Origin of the sequence: Microbacterium oleivorans (genome assembly GCF_013389665.1) — a bacterium.
GTDB classification, from domain to species: domain Bacteria; phylum Actinomycetota; class Actinomycetes; order Actinomycetales; family Microbacteriaceae; genus Microbacterium; species Microbacterium oleivorans_C.
The window spans coordinates 1,484,699-1,508,168 of record NZ_CP058316.1 but is presented as its reverse complement, the minus strand read 5'-3'; the positions used below and the strand labels follow the sequence as shown (position 1 = coordinate 1,508,168).

The window sequence follows — 23,470 nt, the reverse complement described above, 5'->3', positions numbered from 1 at the left end:
CGTCAGAAGATCATCGGGCGATCGTCGTCCTCCCCGGCGTCGAGGTCGAGGTCGACCACGACGGGGACGTGATCGCTCGGCGCCTCGCCCTTGCGCTGGTCGCGGTGGATGGCGGCGCCCGTGACGGCGTCGGCGAAGGCCGACGAACCCAGGATGAAGTCGATCCGCAGCCCCTCGTTGCGCGGGAAGCGGAGCTGCTTGTAGTCCCAGTAGGTGTAGCCGGTCGGCACGAGCGGGCGCACGGTGTCGGACAGCCCCGCGTCCAGGAGCGCCCGGAACGCGGCCCGTTCGGGCGGCGACACGTGGGTCGTGACGCCTTCGACGAGGGTGGGATCGCCCACATCCTCGGGCGTCGGGCAGATGTTGAAGTCGCCGGTGAGCGCGAGCGGAAGAGCGGGGTCGGAGGCCACCGTGTCACGCGTGTACTGCTCGAGCGCCTGCAGCCAGTGCAGCTTGTAGACGTAGTGGGGGTCATCGAGAGACCGCCCGTTGGGCACGTACAGGCTCCACACCCGCACGCCGCCGACCGTCGCGGCGATCGCGCGGGCTTCGAGCGGCGCGTCGGGACCCTCGTGCCCCTTGAGGAAGCCGGGCATGCCGGGGAAGCCGATCTGCACGTCGGTCATCGGCTCGCGGCTCGCGATCGCGACGCCGTTCCACTGGTTCAGCCCGTGGAGCTCGACATGGTAGCCGGCGGCCTCGAACTGCTCCATCGGGAACTGCTCGGGCTTGCACTTGATCTCCTGCATCGCGAGGACGTCGACATCCTGGTCGACGGCGAAACCGACGATGCGGTCCACGCGAGCGCGGATGGAGTTCACGTTCCAGGTGGCAAGACGCATACCGGAAGCCTATTCCGGGCCGCGGACGCCGCCGTCGCGGCATCCGTCCGGGCCGGGACCGTCCGTGCCTCGTCCGTGATCGGTAGCGTCGGAGCATGGCCACGCGACTGCTGCTCATCGCCGACACCCACATCCCGGGGCGCGCGCGGGCCGTGCCCGATGCCGTGCTCGCGGCAGCCGACGCCGCCGACCTCATCGTGCACGCCGGCGACTGGGTCTCGACGGGCGTGCTCGACGAGCTCGAGCAGCACGGCGAGGTGGTGGGCGTCTGGGGCAACAACGACGGCGACGACCTCCGCGCGCGACTGCCCGAGGTGGCGCGCCGCAGCATCGAGGGCGTGCGGCTGGCGGTCGTGCACGAGACCGGACCGGCGACCGGACGCGAGAAGCGGATGGATGCCGCCTACCCGGACGACGACGTCCTGGTGTTCGGTCACAGCCACATCCCGTGGGACACCACCACGCCCCGCGGGCTGCGCCTGCTCAATCCCGGATCGCCGACCGATCGGCGCCGCCAGCCGCACAAGACCTTCGTGACCCTCACGATCGACGCCGGCGACCTGCGCGACGTCGACCTCGTCGTGGTCTGAGCGGCACGGCCCGGCACCGAGGCGCTCGTAGAATCGGGGCATGACCGTCGCAGGCACGCCCGAGCTCGAAGCCGACCGCCAGGATCTCATCCGGCTCATCCAGGACGAGGCGGTGTTCCACGGGGACTTCACCCTCTCGAGCGGCAAGAAGGCGACGTACTACGTCGACATGCGGCGCCTGACCCTCGACCACCGCGCGGCTCCCGCGATCGGTCGCATCATGCTCGACCTCATCGCGGATGTCGACGGCGTCGTGGCCGTCGGCGGTCTGACCCTCGGCGCCGACCCCATCGCCAACGCCGTGATGCACGAGTCGGTGCACGCCGGACGGCCCCTCGACGCCTTCGTGGTGCGCAAAGAGCCGAAGGACCACGGTCGTGGCCGTCAGGTCGAGGGTGCGGATCTCGCGGGCAAGCGCGTCGTCGTCGTCGAAGACACCTCGACCACCGGCCAGTCGGCTCTGAAGGCCGTCGAAGCGCTGCGGCGCGAGGGCGCCGAGCCGGTCGCCGTCGCGGTGATCGTCGACCGCAAGACCGGCGCCCAGGCGGCGGTCGAGGAGGCCGGCCTGCAGTGGCTGGCCGCGATCGACCTCGACGACCTCGGCCTCGCTCCGCAGTAGTCCGCGCCGCCGTGCGCGGGCCGGCCCCGCCGCGCCTGGGTTGGCAGCATCCGCCGCATCCGCATGAGGGAACGGGCATGAACTGCCAGGCGAACCGCCTCGCAAGGAATAGTGCGTCGTGCGCGGGCTGTTGCGCTGAGGTATGAGCCTGTACGAGCCCGCCGTCTTCGGCACCCTGAACCTCTCGAACCGCGTCGTCATGGCGCCGCTGACCCGCACCCGTGCGGGAGAGGACGGCGTTCCCACCGACGTCATGGTCGAGTACTACCGCCAGCGCGCGGGGCAGGGGCTCATCATCACCGAGGGCACGTGGCCCGTGGTCGAGGGCAAGTCGTACCCGGGGCAGCCCGGCATCGAGACCGACGCGCAGATCGCGGGCTGGCGCCGCATCGCCGACGCGGTCCACGAGGCCGGCGGCACGATCGTCATGCAGCTGATGCACGGCGGGCGCGTCTCGCACCCCGACATCACCGGCGCGGACCGCGTCGTCGGGCCGAGCGCGCTCGCCGCCCCCGGACAGACCCGCACCCCGAAGGGCAAGGCCGATCTGCCCGTGGCACACGCGCTGACCGCAGACGAGATCCCGGTTGTCGCCCTGCAGTTCGCGCAGGCGGCACGCAACGCCATCGCCGCCGGCCTCGACGGCGTCGAGGTGCACGGCGCGAACGGCTACCTCGTGCACGAGTTCCTCTCGCCCGAGTCGAACGTCCGCGACGACGGATACGGCGCATCGCCCGAGAACCGGGCGCGCTTCGCGATCGAGGTCACGCGGGCCGTCGCCGCAGCGGTGGGCGCCGACCGCACCGGCATCCGGTTGTCGCCCCAGCACAACATCCAGGGCGTGCTCGAGACCGACGACGCCGACGCGCGAGCGACCTACACCGCCGTCGCCGAGGGACTCGCTCCGCTGGAGCTCGCCTTCGTCGACGTGCTGAGCGCCGACCCGACCGGCGAACTCGTGCAGCACATTCGACGCACGGCCGGCGCGCCCTTCATCCTGAACTCCGGCTTCGGGTCGCCGACGACGCGCGACGAGGCCGAGACGCTCGTGACGGCCGACTGGGCGGATGCCGTCGCCGTCGGGCGCCCCGTCATCGCGAACCCCGACCTCGCGGTGCGGTGGGAGCAGCGCGCCGAGCTGAACGATGCCCGCCCCGAGCTGTTCTACGGCTCGACCGCCGAGGGCTACGTCGACTACCCGTTCCTCGACGAGGTCCGCGCCGGAGTCTGACGGACGGCGGCGCGGCCGGAGCCGCGGGTTCCGGCCGCGCTCAGCCCTGGAAGACCGGCAGCTGCGAGGCGAGGCCCAGGACGAGCCCGAAGAACATCAGCAGGATGATGCCCCGGCGCGTCGAGCCGCGGTTGGACCCGTCGTCGCCGATGCGCTGATTGCGCACGAAGATCACCAGGGCGACGACGAGGACGGCCAGGCCGGTCAGGGCGAGGACGGCGGCCATCAGTCGTCGCCTCCGCGCCGGCGCCGCACCAGCTGGACCACGACGATCACCAGGCTCGTCGTGAGCATGAGCGCGACGCTGATGAGCAGCAGGTTCTGCTCGAGCTCGTTCATGCCGCGATCCGGTCGATGCGGCGGTTGCGCCGCGCCCGGTCGTTCACAGGATCCCCGGGTCTTCGGTCTCGTACGGCTCGCCGTCGAGGAGGTCGGCGACCGAGTCGAGGATCTCGTCGGGGCGGAACGGGTAGCGCTCGATCTCGGCGTCGTCGGCGATGCCCGTGCGGACGAGCACGGTGTGCAGTCCGGCTTCGATGCCGGCCACGACGTCGGTGTCCATCCGGTCGCCGATCATCCCGGTGTTCTCCGAGTGGGCGCCGATGCGGTTCATCGCCGATCGGAACATCATCGGGTTCGGCTTGCCCACGACGTAGGGCGTCTTGCCGGTGGCGTGCGAGATGAGCGCGGCGAACGACCCCGTCGCCGGTACGACACCCTCGGGCGTGGGCCCCGTGGCATCCGGGTTCGTGATGATGAAGCGCGCACCGGCGTTGATGAACCGGATGGCCTTGGTGATCGCGTCGAACGAGTAGTTGCGGGTCTCGCCGACCACGACGTAGTCGGGATCGGTCTCGGTCATGATGTAGCCGGCCTCGTGCAGCGCCGTCGTGAGCCCCGCCTCGCCGATGACGAAGGCGGAGCCGCCGGGATGCTGCGAGCGCAGGAAGTCCGCGGTCGCCAGGGCGGACGTCCAGATGCGTTCCTCGGGGACCTCGAGGCCCGAACGCGCGAGGCGCGCGCTGAGATCGCGGGGCGTGAAGAAGGGGTTGTTCGTCAGCACCAGGAAGGGGGTGCCCGTCTCGCGCCATTGCGCGAGCAGTTCGGCCGCTCCCGGGATGGGGTGGTTCTCGTGGACGAGAACGCCGTCCATGTCGGTGAGCCAGCACTCGATATCGGCGCGTGTCCGCATGGCCCCAGCCTAGCCGTGGCGATCCGGCCGTAGTCTTCACTCGTGGCCCGCGACGACTGGAATCCCCGCAAGCTCCCCGACCTGTCGGGCAAGCGGTACCTCGTCACGGGATCCAACGCCGGGCTCGGCTACTTCGCCTCGCTGCAGCTGGCGTCGGCCGGGGGACACGTCATCATGACGGGTCGCAGTCCCCAGCGCCTCGCGACCGCTCGCGCCGCGGTGCAGCGGGAGCTGCCCGAGGGGGTCGGATCCGTCGAGACGCTGCTGCTCGACACCAGCAACCTCGGCTCGGTGCGGGCCGCCGCCGCCACCGCGCGCGGCCGCAAGCCGCTCCACGGACTGTTGCTCAACGCCGGCGTCGTGCACCCGCCCCGGCAGCGCAAGACGACGTACGACGGGCACGAGGTCGTGTTCGCCACGAACGTGCTCGGCCACTACGCCCTGGCCGGTGAGCTGCTCATCGCCCTCGCGGCGGGCCGTGGCCGGATGGTGTGGGTGGGGTCGGTCTCGACCTCGATCTGGAAGTACGACCCGACCGACATCGAGCTCGAGGACGACTACTCCCCGTGGCGTGCCTACGTGCAGTCCAAGGTGGCCACGACCTCGCTCGGGCTCGAGGCCGATGACCGGCTGCGGGCGGCGAACGTGCCCGTGGCGAGCCTCGTCGCCCACCCGGGCTACTCGACGAGCGGCCGCACGCGCGGCATCGTCGGGATCAACGAGCCCTCGCGTCTCACGCGTTTCACCGACAACCTGCAGGTCGCCGTCACCCAGTCCAAGGAGCACGGCGCCTGGGCTCTCGTGCGCGCCATGACCGACCCCGAGGCATCCGGCGGCGAGTTCTACGGTCCGTCGGGCGTGCTGCGGGGAGAGCCGCGCCGCGGCACGGCAGCCGCGATCACCCGCGACCCCGAGATCGCCGCACGGCTGTGGACCCACTGCGAGCAGGCCACCCGTGCCCCGTGGCCGTACCTCAAGGCCAGCCGCACCCGCGCCAGGGCCTGACCCCGAGCGTCAGCTCGGCGTCAGGCGGTGATCCAGATCGCGCGGGTCGCCCCGGGCGGCAGCGCGATCGACCCGCCGCCGTCGAGCTGGACGCCGTCGCGGGTGTCGACGGTCAGGGTGTGGCCCACGTCGACGCCGCGCTCCTCCAGCGCTCGCAGCAGCGTCGGATCGCGATCGCTCACGCGCAGGATGCGCCCGGTGTGCCCGGGCGCCGCCTCGGCGAGCAGGACGAACGGCTCGCGGTGCACCTCTCCGGCGGCATCGGGGATGGCGTCGCCGTGCGGATCGAACCGGGGATCGCCGAGGCGCTCGGCGATGCCGGCGAGCAGCCGGTCGCTGATGGTGTGCTCGAGCACCTCGGCCTCGTCGTGGACCTCGTCCCAGGCGTAGCCGAACTCGCGCACGAGCCACGTCTCGATGAGGCGGTGCCGGCGGATGATGGATGCCGCGCGCAGCCGCCCGGCCTCGGTCAGGGCGACCGGTCCGTAGGGGCGGTGCGACACCAGATCCTGGGCGGCGAGCTTGCGCACCATCTCGGTCACCGTCGACGGCGCCAGTCCGAGCGTCGCGGCCAGCTGCGACGGGGTGATCGGCGCCGGCTGCCATTCGGTGTGGTGGTAGATCGTCTTCAGGTAGTCGTCGACGGCGGGGGAGGGCACACTCCACAGTACCCAGCCCCCCACCCCCACCCAGCCCCTGCCGGCCCACTGAGTGCACGGCATCCCGTCGAAGGCACGGCGTGCGGACGTCTGGATGCCGTGCACTCGGAGCCCGGCCGTGCACTCGGCGTGCGGACGCGCCGATGCCGTGCACTCGGGCGCCGGATAGCCTGGCTCGGTGGATGGAACAGACCCGGCGGGCGAGCCGGAGGCGCAGCTGGCGGTGGGGGTCGGCCCCTGGCCGGGCGGTCCCGACGCATGGCCCGACGACCCCCGGCTCGACCCGCAGCTGCTCGCCGAGGGCGATCGCCGGAACGTCGTCGACGGCTACCGGTACTGGCGTCTCGAGGCGATCGTGGCCGACCTCGACGAGCGTCGGCACGCGTTCCACGTCGCGATCGAGAACTGGCAGCACGACATGAACATCGGCTCCATCGTGCGCAGTGCCAACGCCTTCGGTGCGGCCGAGGTGCACATCGTCGGTCGGCGACGCTGGAACCGGCGCGGCGCGATGGTCACCGACCGCTATCAGCACGTACGTCATCACGAGGACGTGGCGGCGTTCGCGGCGTGGGCGGCGGCCGAGGGCCTCCCGATCGTCGCGGTCGACAACGTCGAGGGGTCGGTCCCGGTCGACCGCGCCGACCTCCCCGAGCGCTGCGTGCTCGTGTTCGGGCAAGAGGGACCGGGCCTGTCGCCCGAGGCGGTGGCCGCGGCATCCGTCGTCGTCGAGATCACGCAGTACGGGTCGACGCGGTCGATCAACGCCTCCGCCGCGGGTGCCGTCGTGATGTACGAGTGGTGCCGCCGGTGGGCCCGCTGAGGTGCCCGGCCCCCGCGGTCAGCGCGCGGGGTCGGCGTCGGGGCTGACGGCGTAGACGAACAGGCCGCTGGCGCCGGCGTCGAGCTCGACCGTCGCCTCGGCGGGGACGTCGTGGAGGGTGTGCGCGGACGCGATCTCGTCGACGGCGGCGCAGGGGATGTCGCCGCGGTCGATGTCGTCGCCCGCGACGGTCACGGTGTACGAGAGCGTGCTGTCTGCGCCGGTCACGCAGGCGATGCTCACGAGCGCGGGTGCCTCGTCGGCGGCGACGAAGATGAGCGGCTCGCGGCCCGGGTCGAGCACGCCCGACGCGCGTTGCGTCCACGACGCGCCGCCGAGGGCGTTCTCGGGGATGACGCCGTCGGCCCATGCCGCGGCATCCTCGGCGGTGGGACGGGGCAGGGACTGCGGATCGTCGGACCGGGTCGGGATCTCCACGGGCGCGGTCCGCTGGCTGCAGCCGGAAGTGAGCAACCCCAGTGCGAGCACCGCGATGCACGCGGCGGCTGCGGGGGTGGGCTTCGGCATGGCGCCACCGTAGGCGCGCAGCCTGTGGTTCGGGCGAGAATACGGTTTCGACCTCATCACAGTCCCCCGTCAGGGCGGGCGACGGCGCTCGGGATCAGACCGCGATCGACAGCCAGGTGCCCCGCCGCACCCGCCACCCGAGGGTGAGCAGCCGGGCGAGCATGTAGACGCCGAAGAACGCCACGGCCAACCAGGCCAGACCGCCGGCCCCTGCCGGGCGGAGCGCGGCGATGAGCACGAGCGCCGGGACGAAGGGCACGAGGTTCAGGCCGCCGGCGACGGCCAGGTAGCGGACGTCACCGGCCCCCATCAGCACGCCGTCGAGGACGAACACGACGCCGCAGACGGGTTGGGTGATCGCGAGTATCAGGAGAGCCGGCTGGATCAGGGCGGCGACGACGGGGTCGCCGGTGAAGACCAGCCCGATGACGCCCGACGCCGCCGCGATGACGATGCCGACGATCACGCCGAACCACGCACCCCAGGCGACGGTGCGCCCGAGCACGCGCCGCACGAACGTCTCGTCGCCGGCCCCGAGCCCGCGCCCGATGAGGGCCTGGGCGGCGATCGCGAGGGCGTCGAGGGCGAATGCCGCGGTCGAGAAGATCGTGAAGGCCACCTGCCAGCCCGCGAGCTCGCTCGTGCCGAGGCCGGTGGCCACCGCGACGGTGGCCAGCAGCGCCGCGCGCAGCGACACGGTGCGCAGGAAGAGCCAGCCCCCCGAACGCGCCGAGCCCCGCATCCCGTCGGCCCGCGGACGCACGGATGCCGCGTGGCGGCGCGCCAGCCTTCCGATCACGACGACGTACGCCCCGACCATGCCCCATTGGGCCACGACCGTGCCGAGTGCCGAGCCGCCGATGCCCCAGCCGAACCCGTAGACGAACAGGACGTTGAGCAGCGCGTTCGCGCCGAATCCGAGCCCGGCGATCCAGAGCGGAGTGACGGTGTCCTGCATTCCGCGCAGGAGGCCGGTGGCGGCGAACACGATGAGCATCGCCGGCAGCCCCCACATCGACAGTCGCAGGTAGGTCTCCGCGTCGACCGAGACGGCCTCGCCGGCGCCGAACGCGCCCACCAGCAACGGCGTCGCCGCCGAACCCGCCACGGCGAGCACCGCCCCGAGCCCCAGCGCGAGCCAGAGCCCGTCGATGCCGGCGCTCACCGCGCTCGTCGAGTCTCCGGCGCCGAAGCGACGCGCGACGGCGGGTGTCGTCGCGTAGGCGAGGAAGACCATGAGGCCGACGATCGTCTGCAGCACGGCGCCGGCGATCCCCAGCGCCGCCAGGGGCACGACACCGAGGTGGCCGATGAGGGCGGCGTCGACGATGAGGAACATGGGCTCGGCGATCAGTGCGCCGAGCGCCGGAACGGCCAGCCGCAGGATCTCGCGATTGAGCGTGCGGGCCATGCCACGAGCCTAGGGCCGTCACCTTGCCTTGCACGCCCGCGTCCCCGGTGTCGAGCGGCCCGGGCAGGCGCTCGCGACCGGTTACCGTTGATGCTCCGGAGCGGAGGGAGGACTCGGATGCGGCTGCTCGAGCGCTTGGCCATCGCGCGCCTGCACGCGCGCCTCCCGGCCTGGGTCCGCATCGTCGTCGCCGTCGTCGCGGTGGTGCTGGGCGTGGTGATCGTCATCCGACCGACGACCGCGCTCGACGTGCTCGCCTGGCTCCTCGGGGGCGGCATGGCGCTCACCGGCCTGCTCGAGCTCACCGGGCGCGAGGGCGAGACGCACCGGCCCCGGTGGCGGACGGCCACCGGGGTGGCGTGGCTCCTCGGCGGCGCCGTGGTCCTCCTCGCCCCCGGGCTCACGGTGCGTGTGGTCGCGATCGTCGTCGGCGTGCTGCTGCTGCTCGGCGGCATCCTGGGCGTCGTGGCGGCGTTCGGACGCGGCCGCTCGTGGGATGCCCGGATCGCCGACGTCGCGTTCGGCGTCTCGGGGGTCATCTTCGGCGCGCTCGCCCTGTTCTGGCCCGACATCACCCTCCTCGTCGTCGCCGTCGTCTTCGGGGCGCGCCTGATCATGAGCGGCACGGTCGACCTGTGGACCCGGCTGCGTCGTCGCCACGACGACCGCGCCGCGCAGCGCGGCGGCGAGAGCGGCCGGCCCCGTCGCCGCTGGGGTCGCACGGTGATCGCGATCGCGTCGGTCGCGCTCGCGGTGACCACCACGATCGTCACGACGCCGCTGCGCGAAGGATCCACGGTCGTCGACGACTTCTACGCCGCACCCCGCGACCTGCCCGACGAACCGGGGCGCCTCGTGCGGGCCGAACCGTTCACCGGCGGCATCCCGGCCAGCGCCGAGGGCTGGCGCATCCTCTACACGACCACCGGTGTCGACGGCGAGGTGCGCGTGGCGAGCGCGATCGTCGCGGTGCCCCGCGAGGGTGAGGGTCGATGGCCGGTGATCGACTGGAACCACGGCACCACCGGGTTCGCCGCGCACTGCGCACCGTCGCTGCAGCCGCGCGGACTCTGGGCGGGTGCGTTCTACATGCTGCCGCGGGCGATCAAGCAGGGCTGGGCGGTCGTCGGCACCGACTACATCGGACTGGGGACCGAGGGTCCTCATCCCTACCTCGTCGGGCCGCCGAGCGCGCACGCGTCGCTGGATGCCGTGCGCGCCGCGCGCGAGCTCGACGAGGCGGACCTCGGCGCGCGCACCGTCGTCTGGGGTCACTCGCAGGGGGGAGCGGCGGCGCTGTGGACCGGTGCGATCGCGCGCGAGTACGCCCCGGACGTCTGGGTGCAGGGCGTCGCGGCACTCGCCCCCGCGAGCGACCCCGCCGCGCTCGTACAGGGGATCTCGGGGGTGACCGGCGGCAGCATCTTCGCCTCCTACGCGTTCGCGTCGTTCTCGGAGATCTATCCCGAGATCGAGTACCGCGACTACGTCAGACCCGGCGCCGAGACGGCGCTGCGGCAGATGTCCGAGCGATGCCTCTCGGATCCCACCATCGTCCTGTCGGTGGCGGCCGCGCTGGGGATGAGCCGCGATCCGGCGCTGTTCTCGCGCTCGCCGGCATCCGGCGCGCTCGGGCGGCACCTGCGCGAGAACACCGCGCCGCTGCATTCGACCGCACCGCTGCTCCTGGCGCACGGGGGCGCCGACAGCATCATCCCCGTCGGCACGCAGGCCGCCTTCGTCGACCGCATGTGCGCAGCCGGCCAGGACGTCGACTTCCGCACGTACGCGGGCTTCGAGCACGCCGGTGTCGTCGAGCGGCCCTCGCCGCTGATCGACGAGCTCTTCGCGTGGACGGCCGACCGCTTCGCGGGCGTCCCGGTGGCCGAGGGGTGTACCACGACGGAACGCTGAACGCGCTCCGAAGTTGGCGTCGCCGGGTCGGCCTAGCATGGGTCACATGACCACCCCCGCTCTTCCCTCCGGCATCGACACCGCCGAGCTCAGCCCCGAGATCCGGCCCCAGGACGACCTGTTCCGCCACGTCAACGGCAGCTGGCTCGAGCGCACCGAGATCCCCGACGACAAGGCCCGCTGGGGGTCGTTCCACCTCATCGCCGAGCAGGCCGAGAGCGACGTGCGGGCCATCATCGACGAGGCCACGACGGCCGAGCCGGGAACCGTCCGCCGCAAGATCGGCGACCTGTTCACGAGCTTCATGGACACCGACCGCATCGACGAGCTGGGAGCCGATCCGCTGCGCCCGCAGCTGGCGCGTGTGGATGCCGTCGACTCGATCCCCGCGCTGCTGCGCACCGTCGGCGAGCTCGAGCGCGAGGGCATCGGCGGGATGATCGGCACGTTCATCGAGCCCGATCCGGGCAACCCCGAACGGTACGTCGTCTTCTTCGTGCAGGGCGGGCTGTCGCTGCCCGACGAGAGCTACTACCGTCTCGAGAACTTCGAGGAGACGCGCACGGCTTTCCGCGGCTACGCGCAGCGCATGCTCGACCTCGCCGGCGTCGACGGTGGCGAGGAGCAGGCCGACCGTATCGCCCGGCTCGAGACCGAGCTCGCCACGCACCACTGGGACAACGTGCGCAATCGCGACGCGGTGGCCACCTACAACCTGCAGACCTGGGACGAGGTCCGGGCCCAGGCCGGCGTCGACCTCGACCCGTGGCTCGAGGCGCTCGCCCCGGGGCATCTCAGCGGCTTCGCCGAGATCAACGTCAACCAGCCGAGCTTCCTCAGCGGGCTCGGCTCGCTGCTGGTGCAGGACCGACTCGACGACTGGAAGGCCTGGCTGCGGCTGCAGGTCGTCCGCGCGTCGGCGCCGTTCCTGCCCGCTGCCTTCGTCGCCGAGAACTTCGCCTTCTACGGCACGCAGCTCACCGGGGTGCCGGTGAACCGCGAGCGCTGGAAGCGCGGCGTGAGCATCGTGCAGGCCGCCCTCGGCGAGGCGGTGGGGCGCATCTACGTCGAGCGGCACTTCCCGCCGCAGGCGAAGACCGAGATGGACGCCCTCGTCCAGAACCTCATCGAGGCGTACCGGCAGTCCATCACCGGGCTCGCGTGGATGACCCCGGCCACGCGCGAGCGTGCCCTCGAGAAGCTCGCCGCCTTCACCCCCAAGATCGGCTACCCCGAGCGCTGGAAGGACTACTCGGCGCTCGAGATCGACCCCGCCGATCTCCTGGGGAACGTGCTGCGGTCCACCGAGTGGGAGTACGAGCGGCAGCTCGCCAAGCTCGGGCAGCCGATCGACCGCGACGAGTGGCTCATGACGCCGCAGACGGTCAACGCCTACTACAACCCGCTCATGAACGAGATCGTGTTCCCCGCGGCCATCCTGCAGCTGCCGTTCTTCTCGTCCGACCGCGACGCCGCGGCGAACTACGGCGGGATCGGCGCGGTCATCGGGCACGAGATCGGACACGGGTTCGATGATCAGGGCAGTGCCTACGACGGCACCGGCGCCCTCAACGACTGGTGGACCGACGACGACCGCGCGGCCTTCGAGCAGCGCACGGGTGCCCTCATCGAGCAGTACAACGCGCTCGTCCCGCAGGGCCTGGCCGCCGAGCACACCGTCAACGGCGCGCTCACGATCGGCGAGAACATCGGCGATCTCGGCGGGCTCGGCATCGCCCTCAAGGCGTACCGCCTCCACCTCGCCGAGACGATGTCCGAGGCCGACCTCGCGGAGTCGCCCGACGGCCCGGTCATCGACGGGTTCACGGGCGTGCAGCGGCTCCTGCTCAGCTGGGGCCAGATCTGGCAGCAGAAGGGGCGGGACGCCGAGACGATCCGCCTGCTGACGATCGACCCGCACGCGCCGAACGAGTTCCGCTGTAACCAGATCGTCCGTAATATCGACGCGTTCTACGAGGCGTTCGACGTCGCTCCGAGCGACGCCCTGTGGCTCGATCCCGAGCGCCGCGTCACCATCTGGTGACCGTCCGACGCGAACCGGCGAAACTGACTCCGACGGAGACGACAAGATGACGGTGGATGGATCCGAGTCCTCCTCCGAGACCGCCCGATCGCGGGCGGAGCGACGCGCGCAGCCGCGTCCCCGGCGTCGTTCGGCCGCGCCGCGCCGCGGTTTCGGCTCCACCGAGAAGGCCCTCGACGCCCTGGCGGCCTCGGGTGCCCGGGTGTCGGTACGGGTGAGCGACCTCGATCGGGGCACGCCGGTGCTCGCGGGGGACGACTTCGTGACGCTGCCTGTCGCCGGCCTGGGCATCGTCCCGCTGCTCATCGAGGTCGCGGCGCGTTTCGAGGTCGGCGCGCTCGATCCGCTCGAGATCGTCGAGCGGGGCGCGGTCGACGACGTCGCCGTCGCCGGAGTGTGGCGGCATCTGCTCGCACCGGCGCTGCCGCTCGGTGACCTCGCGGTGCTCGCCGCCTCGATCGGCGACGCGCGCGCCGCCAACGCGCTGCTCGACCGGGTCGGCCTGGAGGCGGTGCGCGCGCGGCTCGGAAGCCTCGGCATGCCCCGCACCGCGCTGCTCGATCGCTTCCGCGACGACCGCGGTCCGGACGACGCACCGCACTACGCGCTCGGAACGGCTCGCGAGTTCGCGGCGCTGTTCGCGTCGCTGGTCAACACCGACGTGGTCTCGCCCGGGGTGAGCGCGCAGGTCTCGGAATGGCTGAGCCTGAACCACGACCTCTCGCTCGTCGGTTCCGTCACGGGGCTCGACCCGTTCGCGCACGACGACGACAAGCACGATCTGCTGTTCGTGAACAAGACGGGCCGAGCCGACGGCATCCGAGCGGAGGCGGGGGTGCTCGCCGGACCGCGCGCCGGCGTCGCCTACGCCCTCGTCGTCGGATTCGACGACCTGTCGCTCGCCGACCGGCTGCGCGCCCACGAGGCGTTCCGCGCCTTCGGCCTCGACCTCATGGAGTACGTCTTCTGATCCGATCCCGACATGCGCTTGACCCTCACACCGTGTCAGGCTGTCGGCTGGAATCACCATGTTGAGTATCGGAGAGTTCGCCCCCGAGATCAGCGTCGTGTTCCAGAGCGTGAACGATCGCATCGAGGCCGCGGGCGCGGCATCCGGCCGCGCCCACGAACCTCGGAGATCATCGCCGAACTCGGAGTGAACCCGCGGATGGGTCCGCGGTTGGCGCGATCCTCCGAGGTTCGTGGGGGTGCGCATCGGCATGCTCGAGGCGCGGCCTCCCGCGCGGGGTCAGAAGACGATGGTGTGGTTGCCGTGGCGGATGACGCGGTCCTGGGCATGCCACAGCACGGCCCGCGAGAGCACCTGGCGCTCGACGTCGGCGCCGCGGCGGGCGAGCTCGGCCGTGGTGTCGGCGTGCGTGACACGGATGGTGTCCTGCTCGATGATCGGCCCCTCGTCGAGGTCGGTCGTGACGTAGTGGCTCGTCGCTCCGATGAGCTTGACGCCCCGCTCCTTCGCCTTCTTGTAGGGCTCGGCACCGATGAAGGCCGGCAGGAACGAGTGGTGGATGTTGATGACCGGGACGCCGAGCTTCTCGAGGAAGTCGGACGAGAGGATCTGCATGTACCGGGCGAGCACGACGAAGTCGACGTTGCCGACCAGCAGCTTGAGGATCTCGGCCTCGGACGCCGACTTGTCGGGTCCCGGGGTCGACGGCACGTGGAAGAACGGCACGTTGAACGAGCGGACGTCCTCGGCCGAGGTGGTGTGGTTCGACACGACCATCGGCACCGAGACCGGCAGGTCGCCGCGGCGGTGGCGCCAGAGCAGGTCGAGCAGGCAGTGGTCCTGCTTGGACGAGAGGATGGCCATGCGCTTGGGCACCGACTGATCGGTAAGTGACCACTGCAGCTCGAAGCCGCCGAGGGTCTCGGCGATCTCGGCCTCGATCGCGGGGCGGTCGACGGCGAAGTTCGGCCGGTGGAACACGACGCGGCAGAAGTAGGCACCGCCGGTGGGGTCGTCGGAGTACTGGTCGAACGCCACGATGTTGCCGCCCACGCGGGTGACCATCGCCGACAGCGCCGCGATGATGCCCGGCTGGTCCTGCCCGTGGACGATCAGGCAGGCGTGGGCGGGATGGAGCGCGGTGGACGATTCGGTCATCCCTCGATTCTGCCCTGTCCGCCGGGTGTGCTCGGCACGGGCGTCAGTCGACGTCGAGGTAGTCCTCGATGACGAAGGCCGCCTCGCCGGCGTGCGTCGCGGGGAACAGGTGCCCGCCGCCCTCGAGCGTCACGAGGCTGACCAGCCCGGGTGCCGCGGCCTGCAGCCGCTCGCCGTTGGCCGGGGGGAGCACCTCGTCGGCGCCGCCCTGGATGAGCATCACGGGAACCGTGGGGGCGAGCGCGCGCCACTCCTCGGGCGAGACGGATGCCGCGGCTGCGGCCTGCAGCGGCTCGAGGTCGGCGCGGGGCTCCTCGCCCTCCGCGCCGAGCAGCAGCACGCCGTCGACCCGGTCGGTGTGGTGGATCGAGACGGTGCGCGCCACGGCGCCGCCGAAGGCGTGGCCGCCGACCCAGGCGTCGCCGAGGCCGACGTGGTCCATGACGTCGACGACATCCTGCGCCAGGTCGTGCAGCGTGACGCCGTCGGTCTGCGCCGTCCGGTAGCCGACGCGCAGGATGCGGAAGTCCTCCTCGGCCAGGACGTGCGCGAGCGTGCCGAGCGCGGCGACGTTGCTGTAACCCGGGATCAGCACCAGCACGGGCTCGCTGCCGGCATCCTCCACGTAGGGGATGGCGCGGCCCTCGGGCTCGAAGATCTGCGGCTGTGTCTCGGTCATGGCTTCCTCTCGCGCTGTCGTGCGACCTTTCACGGTAGTCGAAAGCGCCTGCGCGTCAGGCGCGGGCGGCGGCGATGCGTGCGCCCTGGCCGAGCGTGGCGAGCTTCGCCCACGCCAGGTCCGGGTGGATGCGTCCGCCGAGGCCGCAATCGGTCGACGCGACGACCCGGTCCGTGCCGACGATCGAGGCGAACCGCTCGATGCGCTGGGCGACGAGCTCGGGGTGCTCGACGACGTTGGTCGCGTGGCTGACCACGCCCGGCACGAGGACGAGGTCGTCCGGCACGGCGGCGTCCCCCCAGACGCCCGACTCGTGCTCGTGGCGGACGTTGCCTGCCTCGAACGAGATCGACCCCACGTTCGCGCCGAGGACGACCGGCAGGATGTCGGCGAGGGCGACGTCGGTCGTGTGCGGCCCGTGCCACGAGCCCCAGCACAGGTGCAGCCGCACCAGCTCCTTCGGCAAGCCGGCGATCGCGTGGTTGAGGGCCTCGACGCGCAGACGGATGAACGCCTGGTAGTCCGGGATCGAGGGCTCCGGGTTGATCTGGTCGAAGTTCTCGGCCAGCGAGGGGTCGTCGAGCTGCACGATGAGCCCGGCGTCGGTGATCGCGCGGTACTCCTCGCGCAGCGCGTCGGCCCAGGCGAAGAGATGCTCCTCGTCGGTGGCGTAGTACTCGTTGCGCACCCGCGACGCCGATCCGGGCGCGATCGCCGTCAGGAAGCCCTGCTCGCCTTCGCGGAGGGTGGCCTTCAGATGCGCGATGTCGGATGCCACGGCCTCCTGGCCGCGGTACGAGATCGGCCCGGTCGTGGTGGGGAACGCCGTGGCGGTCGCGCCCGCCTCGACCGCGTCGGCGTAGACGGCCGGGAACCGCTGCCGGTCGCGTCGGTCGAGGAACGAGGTGAGCCGGACGTTCCCGGGCTCGGAGCGCACCGGCGGCTCGTTGAACGCGTTCACCTCGGTCAGCGACAGGCCCGCCGCGCGCTGGAACGAGTAGGACCACCAGGCGCCGTAGTCGACGGGGTTCGACATCGCCTTGCCGAACTCCCCGTCCCCGACCTGGGTGATGCCCGCCTCGCGCTGACGGGCGACGACGTCGCTCACCGCCTGCCCGGTCAGCTCGTCGAATTCGGGTGCGGACTGCAGGGTGAAGCCGTCGTCGGCGAAGGATCGTGCCCGGTTGGCCTCGATGAGAGACGGCGTGCGGGGCAGGCTGCCGGCGGTGGTGGTGGAGATCTCGGTCATGCTCGTCGCTTCCTCGTCGGGGGGTCGGCGCGGCATCGGGGGCCGGCGTCGGATCCGCCGGCGACTCTATCGCCGCACGTGCGGCGGGCGGCATCGGTCCGTCATCATGTGACGGCACCCGAGCGCGTCACCAGATCGTGCCGCCACCGATCGAGATGCCGCCCCACGTGAGCAGCACGAAGATGCCGGCGAAGACGACGGGGGCGATGCCCGCGCCGCTGCGCGCGAGGCCCTTCAGCAGGGCGATCACCACGAGGACCGCGGCGACCAGCGAGAGGCCGCCGCCGAGGATCAGGCCGATGAACAGCGGGATCGGCATGAGGACGAGCCCGAGGAGCGCGACCCAGAAGGCGGCCCAGGCGGTCGGGTTGGAACGGCGCGCGACGGAGGAGGACATGCCTCCATCCTCTCGTGTGCGTCCCGCCCCTGACGAGGGGTTGCGCTCCGCCCTCAGCGGACGTCGCGCATGAGCGCCAGCACGGGTCGCCGTCCCACCGCGAGCGCGATCCCGAGCACGATAGCGATGGCGCCCAGGATCGAGAAGTAGGGCACCTCGTTCTCGGGGTCGTAGAAACGGGCCAGCACCCCGGAGATCGCGGTTCCGAGCGACACCGAGAGGAAGAACAGCGCGACCATCTGCGTCTGGAACACCGCCGGGGCGAGCTTCGTCGCCGCCGACAGCCCCACGGGCGAGATGAGCAGCTCGGCGACGGTGAACACGAACAGGATGCCGACGATCGCCAGCAGCGGCGTCGACATCGCCCCACCGCCGGCGAAAGGCAGGAACAGCAGGAAGGCCAGCCCCATGATCGCCACGCCGGCGGCGAACTTGACCGGCGTCGACGGCTGCCGCGCCCCGAGACGCGTCCACACCGCAGCGAACACCCCCGACAGGATGATGATGAACACGGGGTTGATCGACTGCACCCAGTCCGGCGGCATCTGCCAGCCGAAGATGTCGAGGTCGAGGCGCTTCTCGGCGTAGATGGGGATGACGGTGAACTGCTGCTGGTACAGCGACCAGAACGCCACGCTCGCGATGAACAGCGGGATGAAGCCGAGCACGCGTGAGCGCTCGGTCGAGGTGATGCGACCGCTCGCCAGGATGACGGCGAAGTAGGCGACCGCCGCGGCGACGACCACCACGACCACGACGAGCGAGAGGTTGTCCGCCCGGATGACCCCGATCGCGACCAGGAGCGCGACCGCGGCGACCGCGCCCAGCCCGATGCCGATCATCAGCGGGTACCGTGATCGCGGCAGCGGGTTGGGCACCCGCCGGGCCGCGTCGGGCAGCGAGCGCCGGCCGAGCGAGTACTGCAGCAGACCGAGCGCCATGCCGACGGCCGCCGCGCCGAAGGCCCAGTGGAACCCGAGGCTCGTGCGCAGGAACCCGGTGAGCAGCGGGCCTGCGAAGGCGCCGAGGTTGATGCCGAGGTAGAACAACGAGAAGCCGGCGTCGCGGCGCGGGTCGTGCTCGGAGTACAGCGTGCCGACGACCGCGGTGGCGTTGGCCTTCAGACCGCCCGAGCCGAGGGCCACCAGCACCAGGCCCACGCCGACCGACAGCAGGCCCGGCAGCACGGCGAGGGCGACGTGGCCCGCGACGATGACGATGGCGCTGAAGAAGAGCACGCGCTCCGAGCCGAGCAGGCGGTCGGCGACCCAGGCGCCGAGGATCGTCGAGAGGTAGACCGCGCCGCCGTATGCGCCGACGATCCCGACGGCCGTCGCCTGCGGCATCCCGGCTCCACCGTCGGAGACGGAGAAGTACAGGTAGTAGACCAGGACGATCTGCATGCCGTAGAAGCTGAAGCGCTCCCACAGCTCGACGCCGAAGATGTGGGTGAGGGCCCAGGGCTGCCCGAAGAACCGGGTGTCGGTCGGGGCCTCGGGCCCAGCGGCGCGGGCCGGACCGGGGTGGGATGCGGTGGAGGCTGCGTCCTCGTGGCTCATGGACGCCGACGTTACGCCGCTCAGGGCAAGGACGGGTGGATCTCGTGCGGATCCCGTCGCCCCGGTATGCACACCGCGACGGCGAGGGCGATGACCGCGGCGCCGAGGCCGAGCCCGAACGACACCTGGAACGCGGTCGGGGTCGGCACCGCGACGCCGCCGCGCTCGACCGAGAACGTCGCGAGGACCGCACCGACGAGTGCGGCCGCGGTGCTCGTTCCGAGCGACCGGAACAGCGCGTTCAGCCCGTTCGATGCTCCGGTCTCGGTGGGCGGGACCGACCGCATGATCAGCATGGGCATCCCGGCGTAGCCGAACCCGATGCCCACCCCGATCAGCAGGTTCGCCACGAGCAGGTGCCAGACCTCCGAGGCCCACAGCAGCGAGAACCCGTAGGCGAGGATCAGCGCGATCGCGCCGAGGACCAGCAGCAGTCTCGGGCCGACCGAGCGGGCCAGCCGGCCCGAGAACGGCGAGAGCACCATCATCACCAGGCCCGCGGGCATGATGATGAGGCTCGCCTGCAGCAACGTCAGCCCGAACCCGCCGGTCGAGACCGGCAGCTCGAGCATCTGCGGGTACGACACGTTCGAGGCGAACAGCGAGAACCCGATCGCCACGGATGCCAGGTTCGTCAGCAGGACGGCCGGTCGTGCGGCGACCCGGAGGTCGAGCAGCGGGTCGGTGATGCGCAGTTCGAACCAGCCCCACACCAGCAGGACCGCGATGCCGCCCACGCCGCACGCGAGGGTGGCGGGTGAGGTCCAGCCCCACTCGTTGCCGCGGGAGACCGCCAGGAGGGCGCCGGTCAGACCGATCGCCAGACCCACCGCCCCCACGACGTCGAATCGGCCGGGGGTGCGCAGCACGCTCGGCGGCACGATGAGAACCACCAGCACGAAGACGACGACGCCCAGGCCCGCCGACATCCAGAACAGCACGTGCCAGTCGCTCGTCTCGGTGATGAGGGCGCTCACCGGCATGCCCACCGCGCCGCCGACCCCGAGCGTGGCCGACATCAGTGCGATCGCGGCATCCACGCGGTCCTCGTGCAGCACGTCGCGCAGGATCGAGATGCCCAGTGGAACGACGCCCGTAACCGCGCCCTGCAGGGCGCGTCCCACGATCACGCCGACGATGCCGGTCGAGACGGCGGCCACGACCGAGCCGAGGACGAGGAGACCGAGGAGTACGAGCACGATGCGGCGCTTGCCGTACATGTCGCCCAGGCGCCCGGCGATCGGCGTGAACACGGCCGCGGCCAGGAGGGTCGCGGTGACCACCCACGCGGTATCTTCGCGGCTGGCGTTCAGCAGTTCGGGCAGCTTCGACTGGATCGGGACGACCAGCGTGAACATGAAGGACGACGCCAGGCCGGCGACGGCCAGCACGGCGACGATCGCACCCTGCCGGGGCATGCGCGAGAGCCGTCGTCGATCGTCGTGCGCGCCCGGTGCCATCCTTCGAGGCTATCGGCGGCGGCGTAGGGTGGGCTCATGAGCGAGAGCGTTCCACCGATCGAAGCCGATGTGCCCGCGGGGATCGACATCCGCCCCCTCGAGACCGTCGCCGACATCTTCGCCGGCGCCGCGGTGCTGCGCGAGGTGTGGGGCGGCGACCGTGATTCCGTGCCCACCAACCTCATGCGCGCGCTCGCGTACGCCGGCAACTACGTCGTCGGCCTCTACGACGGCGACCGCGTGGTGGGGGCCTCGGTGGCGTTCTTCGCCGAGCCCGGCGCGCGCTCGATGCACTCCCACGTCACGGGCGTGCTGCCCCAGTACCAGCATCAGGGCCTCGGACGGGTGCTCAAGCAGCACCAGCGGGCGTGGGCGTTCGCCCGCGACGTGGGCACCATCACCTGGACGTTCGATCCGCTGTTCGCCCGCAACGCCCACTTCAACCTGCAGGTGCTCGGCGCCCGCATCAGCGACTACCTCGTCGACCAGTACGGGCAGATGGACGACGGGCTCAACCGCGGCGAGGTCACCGACCGTCTGATGGTGACGTGGCCGCTGGCCGCGCCGCCGCAGCAGCGGCCCGCCGACGACCGGATCGTCGCGACGATCGCCGTCCCCGCCGACGTCCACGCTCTGCGCACCTCGTCGCCCGCCGAGGCCGATGCCTGGCGCGAGCAGGTGCGCCGCGAGTTCCTCGAGCATCTCGGCGCCGGGCTGACGGTCGGCGGCTTCGACGACGAGCGCGGCTACCTGCTCGTCCGCCCCTGAGGTCTACTCCGAGCCGGCGTCGCGCCAGGCGTCGGACTCCAGGTGCGAACCCGCCTGCGGCCCCATCTGCAGCATCCCGCCGTCGACCACCCAGGTCGCGCCGGTGACGTACGAGGAGGCCGGCGAGGCCAGGAACGCCACGACCGACGCGATCTCCTCGGGCTTTCCGGGGCGGGGGATCGGGATGCCGGGGCGGTGGGTCTTCTCGGCCTCGTCGCCCTCCATGTCGTTGATCGGCGTGGCGATCTCGCCGGGCGCGACGGAGTTGACCGTGATCTCGCGCGGACCGAGCTCCTGGGCCATGGTCTTCACGAGGCCCTCGAGCCCGTGCTTCGAGGCGACGTAGGCCGCCGAGCCGACCCGGGGCTGCGAGCCGTGCACGCTCGTGACGGCGATGATCCGGCCGCCGTCACCGGCATCCGCCATGAGCTTCGCCGCCGTCTGCATACCGAGGAACGCCCCGTCGAGGTTGAGGGCGACGACCGTGCGCCAGCCGTCGAGGTCGAGGTCGAGCACGGGCCCGCCGGTGCCGCCGCCGGCGTTGTTGACGAAGACGTCGAGTCCGCCGAGCTCGGACGCGAGGTGCTCGATCACACCCGGCACCTTCTCGAACTCCGTCGCATCGAACTGCGCGACGACGGCCGTGCGCCCGCGGGCGCGAACGGCTTCGGCCGTCTCGTTGGCCCCTTCTTCGTCGGAATGCCACGTGACGCCGACGTCCAGTCCGGCGTCGGCGAGGGCGATGGCGGTGGCGCGGCCGATCCCGGAGTCGGATGCGGTCACGATGGCACGGCGGGGAGTGAACGTCATGCCCCGACGCTACGAACCCGGGCCCGTCCGACGCACCCGGTTGACAATCCCTCGCGGAGGCCCGCTCCAACTCCTCGGATCCAGAAGCCCGCACACGGCGACGCCCCGCCATCACGCGGGAGGTGAGGCGGGGCGTCGTCGATCGTGAGGAGCTGGTTACTCCGTGGCAGCGCCGTCCGGAGCCGCAGCCGGAGCCGGGGCGCCGGCTGCGTCGTCGGCCCGCAGACCCTGTGCGACGCCGCGGCCGGTGGCCTGGCCCTGGATGATCTGTCGCAGGTCGATGCCCGTCGTCGCCTGCACGGCGTCGAAGGTGGCCCGCATGCTCGACGCGCTCTCCGAGGCGATGTGGCTCGATGCGCCGTCGCCGCCGAGCACCGTGATCGAACCGACCTTGTCGAAGCCGCGGGCGAACTCGGTCATCAGCGGCACGAGGGCCTCGACGGCGCGCTGGGCCAGCAGCGCCTCCTGGTTCTGCGCGATCGCGGCGGCCTCGGCCTTGATGGCCTCGGCGCGGGCCTCACCGGCCAGACGCACGGCATCGGCCTCGGCCTGGGCGCGCAGGCGCGTGGCCTCGGCCTCCTGGGCGGCGATCTGGGCGCGCGCCTCGGCCGCCTTGACCTCGGCGTAGGCGTCGGCGTCGGCCTTGCGCTGGCGCTCGTAGAGCGACGCGTCGGCGACCTTCTTGACGTCGGCGTCGAGCTGGGCCTGCCGGTTCTCGGCACCCTGGAGCAGCACGTCCTGTTCGCGCTGCGCACGGGCGAGGGCCTCGGCCTGCTCGGCCTCGGCGCGGGCGCGACCGACCTCCGCGGATGCGGCGGCGGAGTTCTTGTCGTAGGCCGTCTGCTCGATCAGGTTGGCCTCGTCGGTCGCGAGCTGGCGTGCGCGGACCTCGCGGGCGGCGTTGATGCGGGCGACGTCGGCCTCGCGGCGGACGCGCTCGACCTCGGTCGCGCCGAGGGCGTCGATGTAGCCGTTCTTGTCGGTGATGCCCTGGATCTGGAACGAGTCCAGGATCAGGCCCTGTGCGAGCAGGTCGCTCTTGATGCCCTCGGCGATCTGGTCCGACAGCTTCTGCCGGTCCTTCATCAGCTGCTCGACGGTCAGCGTCGCCACGACGCCGCGGAGCGCACCCTCGAGCTGCTCGGTGGTGAACTGCTCGATCGCGCCGTCCTGCGAGAGGAAGCGCTCGGCCGCGCGACGGACGAACTCGGGGTCGGAGCCGATCTTGACCAGCGCGACGCCGGCCACGATCACCGTGACGCCGTTGGACGCCTGCGCGGTCGGCTCCATCTTGATCTGACGCGCCCGCAGCGAGATCATCTCGGCCCGCTGCGTGAGCGGGTTCACCAGGGCGCCGCCGCCGGTGATGATCGAGATCCGCGACGAGTCGCCCGCCGCGTTCTTCTGATTGCGTCCGACGACGACCAGCGCCTGGTCGGCCTTGGCCACCTTGTACCAGGCCCGCACCATGACCAGCAGGAAGATGACGACGATGATGACCGCCACGACGGCGATTCCACCGATCACGAGCGCGCCTCCGGCGAATAGAGCTTCCATGCTGA

At 71.7% G+C, this 23,470-nt stretch carries 24 protein-coding genes; 10 read left to right on the top strand and 14 right to left on the bottom strand.

Features of this window, described 5'->3' with window-relative positions; translation table 11 throughout:
* Positions 1 to 2: 2 nt before the first annotated feature.
* The gene (locus tag HW566_RS07220) at positions 3 to 842 is read right to left on the bottom strand and encodes an exodeoxyribonuclease III (RefSeq protein WP_178011619.1); all 840 of its coding nucleotides are present in this window, start codon (positions 840 to 842) and stop codon (positions 3 to 5) included.
* Positions 843 to 937: 95 nt separating this feature from the next.
* Here HW566_RS07220 and HW566_RS07215 point away from each other — a divergent pair, with 95 nt between their 5' ends.
* From HW566_RS07215 to HW566_RS07205, 3 genes are all read left to right on the top strand, one after another.
* Positions 938 to 1,432, top strand: coding sequence for a metallophosphoesterase family protein (locus HW566_RS07215; RefSeq protein ID WP_178011617.1), 495 nt, complete (start codon positions 938 to 940; stop codon positions 1,430 to 1,432).
* 40 nt (positions 1,433 to 1,472) lie between these two features.
* A complete protein-coding gene (pyrE, locus tag HW566_RS07210) occupies positions 1,473 to 2,051 on the top strand; it encodes an orotate phosphoribosyltransferase (protein ID WP_178011615.1) in 579 nt (192 codons plus the stop codon).
* A gap of 142 nt (positions 2,052 to 2,193) precedes the next feature.
* Positions 2,194 to 3,282 (top strand): alkene reductase, encoded by a 1,089-nt coding sequence (locus tag HW566_RS07205; RefSeq protein ID WP_178011614.1) that lies wholly within the window; start codon positions 2,194 to 2,196, stop codon positions 3,280 to 3,282.
* A 40-nt stretch (positions 3,283 to 3,322) separates the two neighbouring features.
* Here HW566_RS07205 and HW566_RS07200 read toward each other — a convergent pair whose 3' ends face one another.
* Complete coding sequence (locus HW566_RS07200) at positions 3,323 to 3,508, bottom strand: hypothetical protein (RefSeq protein WP_256728915.1); 186 nt, start codon at positions 3,506 to 3,508, stop codon at positions 3,323 to 3,325.
* A 156-nt stretch (positions 3,509 to 3,664) separates the two neighbouring features.
* The gene (locus tag HW566_RS07195) at positions 3,665 to 4,474 is read right to left on the bottom strand and encodes an HAD-IIA family hydrolase (protein ID WP_178011612.1); all 810 of its coding nucleotides are present in this window, start codon (positions 4,472 to 4,474) and stop codon (positions 3,665 to 3,667) included.
* 42 nt (positions 4,475 to 4,516) lie between these two features.
* Here HW566_RS07195 and HW566_RS07190 point away from each other — a divergent pair, with 42 nt between their 5' ends.
* Positions 4,517 to 5,479: an SDR family NAD(P)-dependent oxidoreductase gene (locus tag HW566_RS07190; RefSeq protein ID WP_178011610.1), complete on the top strand. Its 963-nt coding sequence runs from the start codon at positions 4,517 to 4,519 to the stop codon at positions 5,477 to 5,479.
* 20 nt (positions 5,480 to 5,499) lie between these two features.
* On the opposite strand, the gene HW566_RS07185 is transcribed toward HW566_RS07190, so the two are convergent.
* Entirely contained in the window at positions 5,500 to 6,138 is a 639-nt protein-coding gene (locus tag HW566_RS07185; protein WP_178011608.1) for a metal-dependent transcriptional regulator, read from the bottom strand.
* A gap of 178 nt (positions 6,139 to 6,316) precedes the next feature.
* Between HW566_RS07185 and HW566_RS07180 the strand changes: the two genes are divergently transcribed.
* Entirely contained in the window at positions 6,317 to 6,961 is a 645-nt protein-coding gene (locus HW566_RS07180; protein WP_178011606.1) for a TrmH family RNA methyltransferase, read from the top strand.
* A gap of 18 nt (positions 6,962 to 6,979) precedes the next feature.
* On the opposite strand, the gene HW566_RS07175 is transcribed toward HW566_RS07180, so the two are convergent.
* Positions 6,980 to 7,489: a hypothetical protein gene (locus HW566_RS07175; RefSeq protein WP_178011604.1), complete on the bottom strand. Its 510-nt coding sequence runs from the start codon at positions 7,487 to 7,489 to the stop codon at positions 6,980 to 6,982.
* 94 nt (positions 7,490 to 7,583) lie between these two features.
* Positions 7,584 to 8,900 (bottom strand): MATE family efflux transporter, encoded by a 1,317-nt coding sequence (locus tag HW566_RS07170; RefSeq protein ID WP_178011602.1) that lies wholly within the window; start codon positions 8,898 to 8,900, stop codon positions 7,584 to 7,586.
* A gap of 117 nt (positions 8,901 to 9,017) precedes the next feature.
* Between HW566_RS07170 and HW566_RS07165 the strand changes: the two genes are divergently transcribed.
* From HW566_RS07165 to HW566_RS16045, 4 genes are all read left to right on the top strand, one after another.
* Positions 9,018 to 10,814, top strand: a complete 1,797-nt coding sequence (locus HW566_RS07165) for a lipase family protein (RefSeq protein WP_178011600.1) — start codon at positions 9,018 to 9,020, stop codon at positions 10,812 to 10,814.
* 46 nt (positions 10,815 to 10,860) lie between these two features.
* Positions 10,861 to 12,858, top strand: coding sequence for a M13 family metallopeptidase (locus HW566_RS07160; protein WP_178011598.1), 1,998 nt, complete (start codon positions 10,861 to 10,863; stop codon positions 12,856 to 12,858).
* A 181-nt stretch (positions 12,859 to 13,039) separates the two neighbouring features.
* Positions 13,040 to 13,828 (top strand): serine hydrolase, encoded by a 789-nt coding sequence (locus tag HW566_RS07155; protein WP_444860496.1) that lies wholly within the window; start codon positions 13,040 to 13,042, stop codon positions 13,826 to 13,828.
* 58 nt (positions 13,829 to 13,886) lie between these two features.
* The gene (locus tag HW566_RS16045; protein WP_256728914.1) at positions 13,887 to 14,018 is read left to right on the top strand and encodes a hypothetical protein; all 132 of its coding nucleotides are present in this window, start codon (positions 13,887 to 13,889) and stop codon (positions 14,016 to 14,018) included.
* Between the two features lie 89 nt (positions 14,019 to 14,107).
* Here the strand turns inward: HW566_RS16045 and purU are convergent, their stop codons facing one another.
* From purU to HW566_RS07125, 6 genes are all read right to left on the bottom strand, one after another.
* Positions 14,108 to 14,986 carry a formyltetrahydrofolate deformylase gene (gene purU, locus HW566_RS07150; RefSeq protein ID WP_178011594.1) on the bottom strand — a complete coding sequence of 293 codons (879 nt, stop codon included), beginning with the start codon at positions 14,984 to 14,986 and terminating at the stop codon, positions 14,108 to 14,110.
* A gap of 43 nt (positions 14,987 to 15,029) precedes the next feature.
* Positions 15,030 to 15,665, bottom strand: coding sequence for an alpha/beta fold hydrolase (locus HW566_RS07145; RefSeq protein ID WP_178011592.1), 636 nt, complete (start codon positions 15,663 to 15,665; stop codon positions 15,030 to 15,032).
* Positions 15,666 to 15,720: 55 nt separating this feature from the next.
* Entirely contained in the window at positions 15,721 to 16,914 is a 1,194-nt protein-coding gene (locus HW566_RS07140; RefSeq protein WP_178011590.1) for a cobalamin-independent methionine synthase II family protein, read from the bottom strand.
* A 127-nt stretch (positions 16,915 to 17,041) separates the two neighbouring features.
* On the bottom strand, positions 17,042 to 17,311 hold the full coding sequence (locus tag HW566_RS07135; protein WP_178011587.1) for a hypothetical protein: 270 nt from the start codon (positions 17,309 to 17,311) through the stop codon (positions 17,042 to 17,044).
* A gap of 53 nt (positions 17,312 to 17,364) precedes the next feature.
* Positions 17,365 to 18,870, bottom strand: a complete 1,506-nt coding sequence (locus tag HW566_RS07130) for a peptide MFS transporter (protein ID WP_178011585.1) — start codon at positions 18,868 to 18,870, stop codon at positions 17,365 to 17,367.
* 20 nt (positions 18,871 to 18,890) lie between these two features.
* A complete protein-coding gene (locus tag HW566_RS07125) occupies positions 18,891 to 20,288 on the bottom strand; it encodes an MFS transporter (protein ID WP_178014766.1) in 1,398 nt (465 codons plus the stop codon).
* Between the two features lie 78 nt (positions 20,289 to 20,366).
* On the opposite strand from HW566_RS07125, the gene HW566_RS07120 reads away from it, so the two are divergent.
* A complete protein-coding gene (locus HW566_RS07120) occupies positions 20,367 to 21,098 on the top strand; it encodes a GNAT family N-acetyltransferase (protein WP_178011583.1) in 732 nt (243 codons plus the stop codon).
* Positions 21,099 to 21,101: 3 nt separating this feature from the next.
* Here the strand turns inward: HW566_RS07120 and HW566_RS07115 are convergent, their stop codons facing one another.
* Both HW566_RS07115 and HW566_RS07110 read right to left on the bottom strand, forming a co-directional pair.
* A complete protein-coding gene (locus HW566_RS07115; RefSeq protein WP_178011581.1) occupies positions 21,102 to 21,908 on the bottom strand; it encodes an SDR family oxidoreductase in 807 nt (268 codons plus the stop codon).
* A 156-nt stretch (positions 21,909 to 22,064) separates the two neighbouring features.
* A complete protein-coding gene (locus HW566_RS07110) occupies positions 22,065 to 23,465 on the bottom strand; it encodes an SPFH domain-containing protein (protein ID WP_178011579.1) in 1,401 nt (466 codons plus the stop codon).
* Positions 23,466 to 23,470 lie beyond the last annotated feature (5 nt).

Coding starts and splice junctions, on each gene's coding strand:
- HW566_RS07130 (WP_178011585.1), bottom strand. CDS start 18,870: ATGAGCCACGAGGACGCAGCCTCCACCGCATCCCACCCCGGTCCGGCC.
- HW566_RS07135 (WP_178011587.1), bottom strand. CDS start 17,311: ATGTCCTCCTCCGTCGCGCGCCGTTCCAACCCGACCGCCTGGGCCGCC.
- purU (WP_178011594.1), bottom strand. CDS start 14,986: ATGACCGAATCGTCCACCGCGCTCCATCCCGCCCACGCCTGCCTGATC.
- HW566_RS07195 (WP_178011612.1), bottom strand. CDS start 4,474: ATGCGGACACGCGCCGATATCGAGTGCTGGCTCACCGACATGGACGGC.
- HW566_RS07175 (WP_178011604.1), bottom strand. CDS start 7,489: ATGCCGAAGCCCACCCCCGCAGCCGCCGCGTGCATCGCGGTGCTCGCA.
- HW566_RS07220 (WP_178011619.1), bottom strand. CDS start 842: ATGCGTCTTGCCACCTGGAACGTGAACTCCATCCGCGCTCGCGTGGAC.
- HW566_RS07115 (WP_178011581.1), bottom strand. CDS start 21,908: ATGACGTTCACTCCCCGCCGTGCCATCGTGACCGCATCCGACTCCGGG.
- HW566_RS07125 (WP_178014766.1), bottom strand. CDS start 20,288: ATGCCCCGGCAGGGTGCGATCGTCGCCGTGCTGGCCGTCGCCGGCCTG.
- HW566_RS07165 (WP_178011600.1), top strand. CDS start 9,018: ATGCGGCTGCTCGAGCGCTTGGCCATCGCGCGCCTGCACGCGCGCCTC.
- HW566_RS07215 (WP_178011617.1), top strand. CDS start 938: ATGGCCACGCGACTGCTGCTCATCGCCGACACCCACATCCCGGGGCGC.
- HW566_RS07160 (WP_178011598.1), top strand. CDS start 10,861: ATGACCACCCCCGCTCTTCCCTCCGGCATCGACACCGCCGAGCTCAGC.
- HW566_RS07140 (WP_178011590.1), bottom strand. CDS start 16,914: ATGACCGAGATCTCCACCACCACCGCCGGCAGCCTGCCCCGCACGCCG.
- HW566_RS07145 (WP_178011592.1), bottom strand. CDS start 15,665: ATGACCGAGACACAGCCGCAGATCTTCGAGCCCGAGGGCCGCGCCATC.
- HW566_RS07170 (WP_178011602.1), bottom strand. CDS start 8,900: ATGGCCCGCACGCTCAATCGCGAGATCCTGCGGCTGGCCGTTCCGGCG.
- HW566_RS16045 (WP_256728914.1), top strand. CDS start 13,887: ATGTTGAGTATCGGAGAGTTCGCCCCCGAGATCAGCGTCGTGTTCCAG.
- HW566_RS07200 (WP_256728915.1), bottom strand. CDS start 3,508: ATGGCCGCCGTCCTCGCCCTGACCGGCCTGGCCGTCCTCGTCGTCGCC.
- HW566_RS07205 (WP_178011614.1), top strand. CDS start 2,194: ATGAGCCTGTACGAGCCCGCCGTCTTCGGCACCCTGAACCTCTCGAAC.
- HW566_RS07110 (WP_178011579.1), bottom strand. CDS start 23,465: ATGGAAGCTCTATTCGCCGGAGGCGCGCTCGTGATCGGTGGAATCGCC.
- HW566_RS07120 (WP_178011583.1), top strand. CDS start 20,367: ATGAGCGAGAGCGTTCCACCGATCGAAGCCGATGTGCCCGCGGGGATC.
- pyrE (WP_178011615.1), top strand. CDS start 1,473: ATGACCGTCGCAGGCACGCCCGAGCTCGAAGCCGACCGCCAGGATCTC.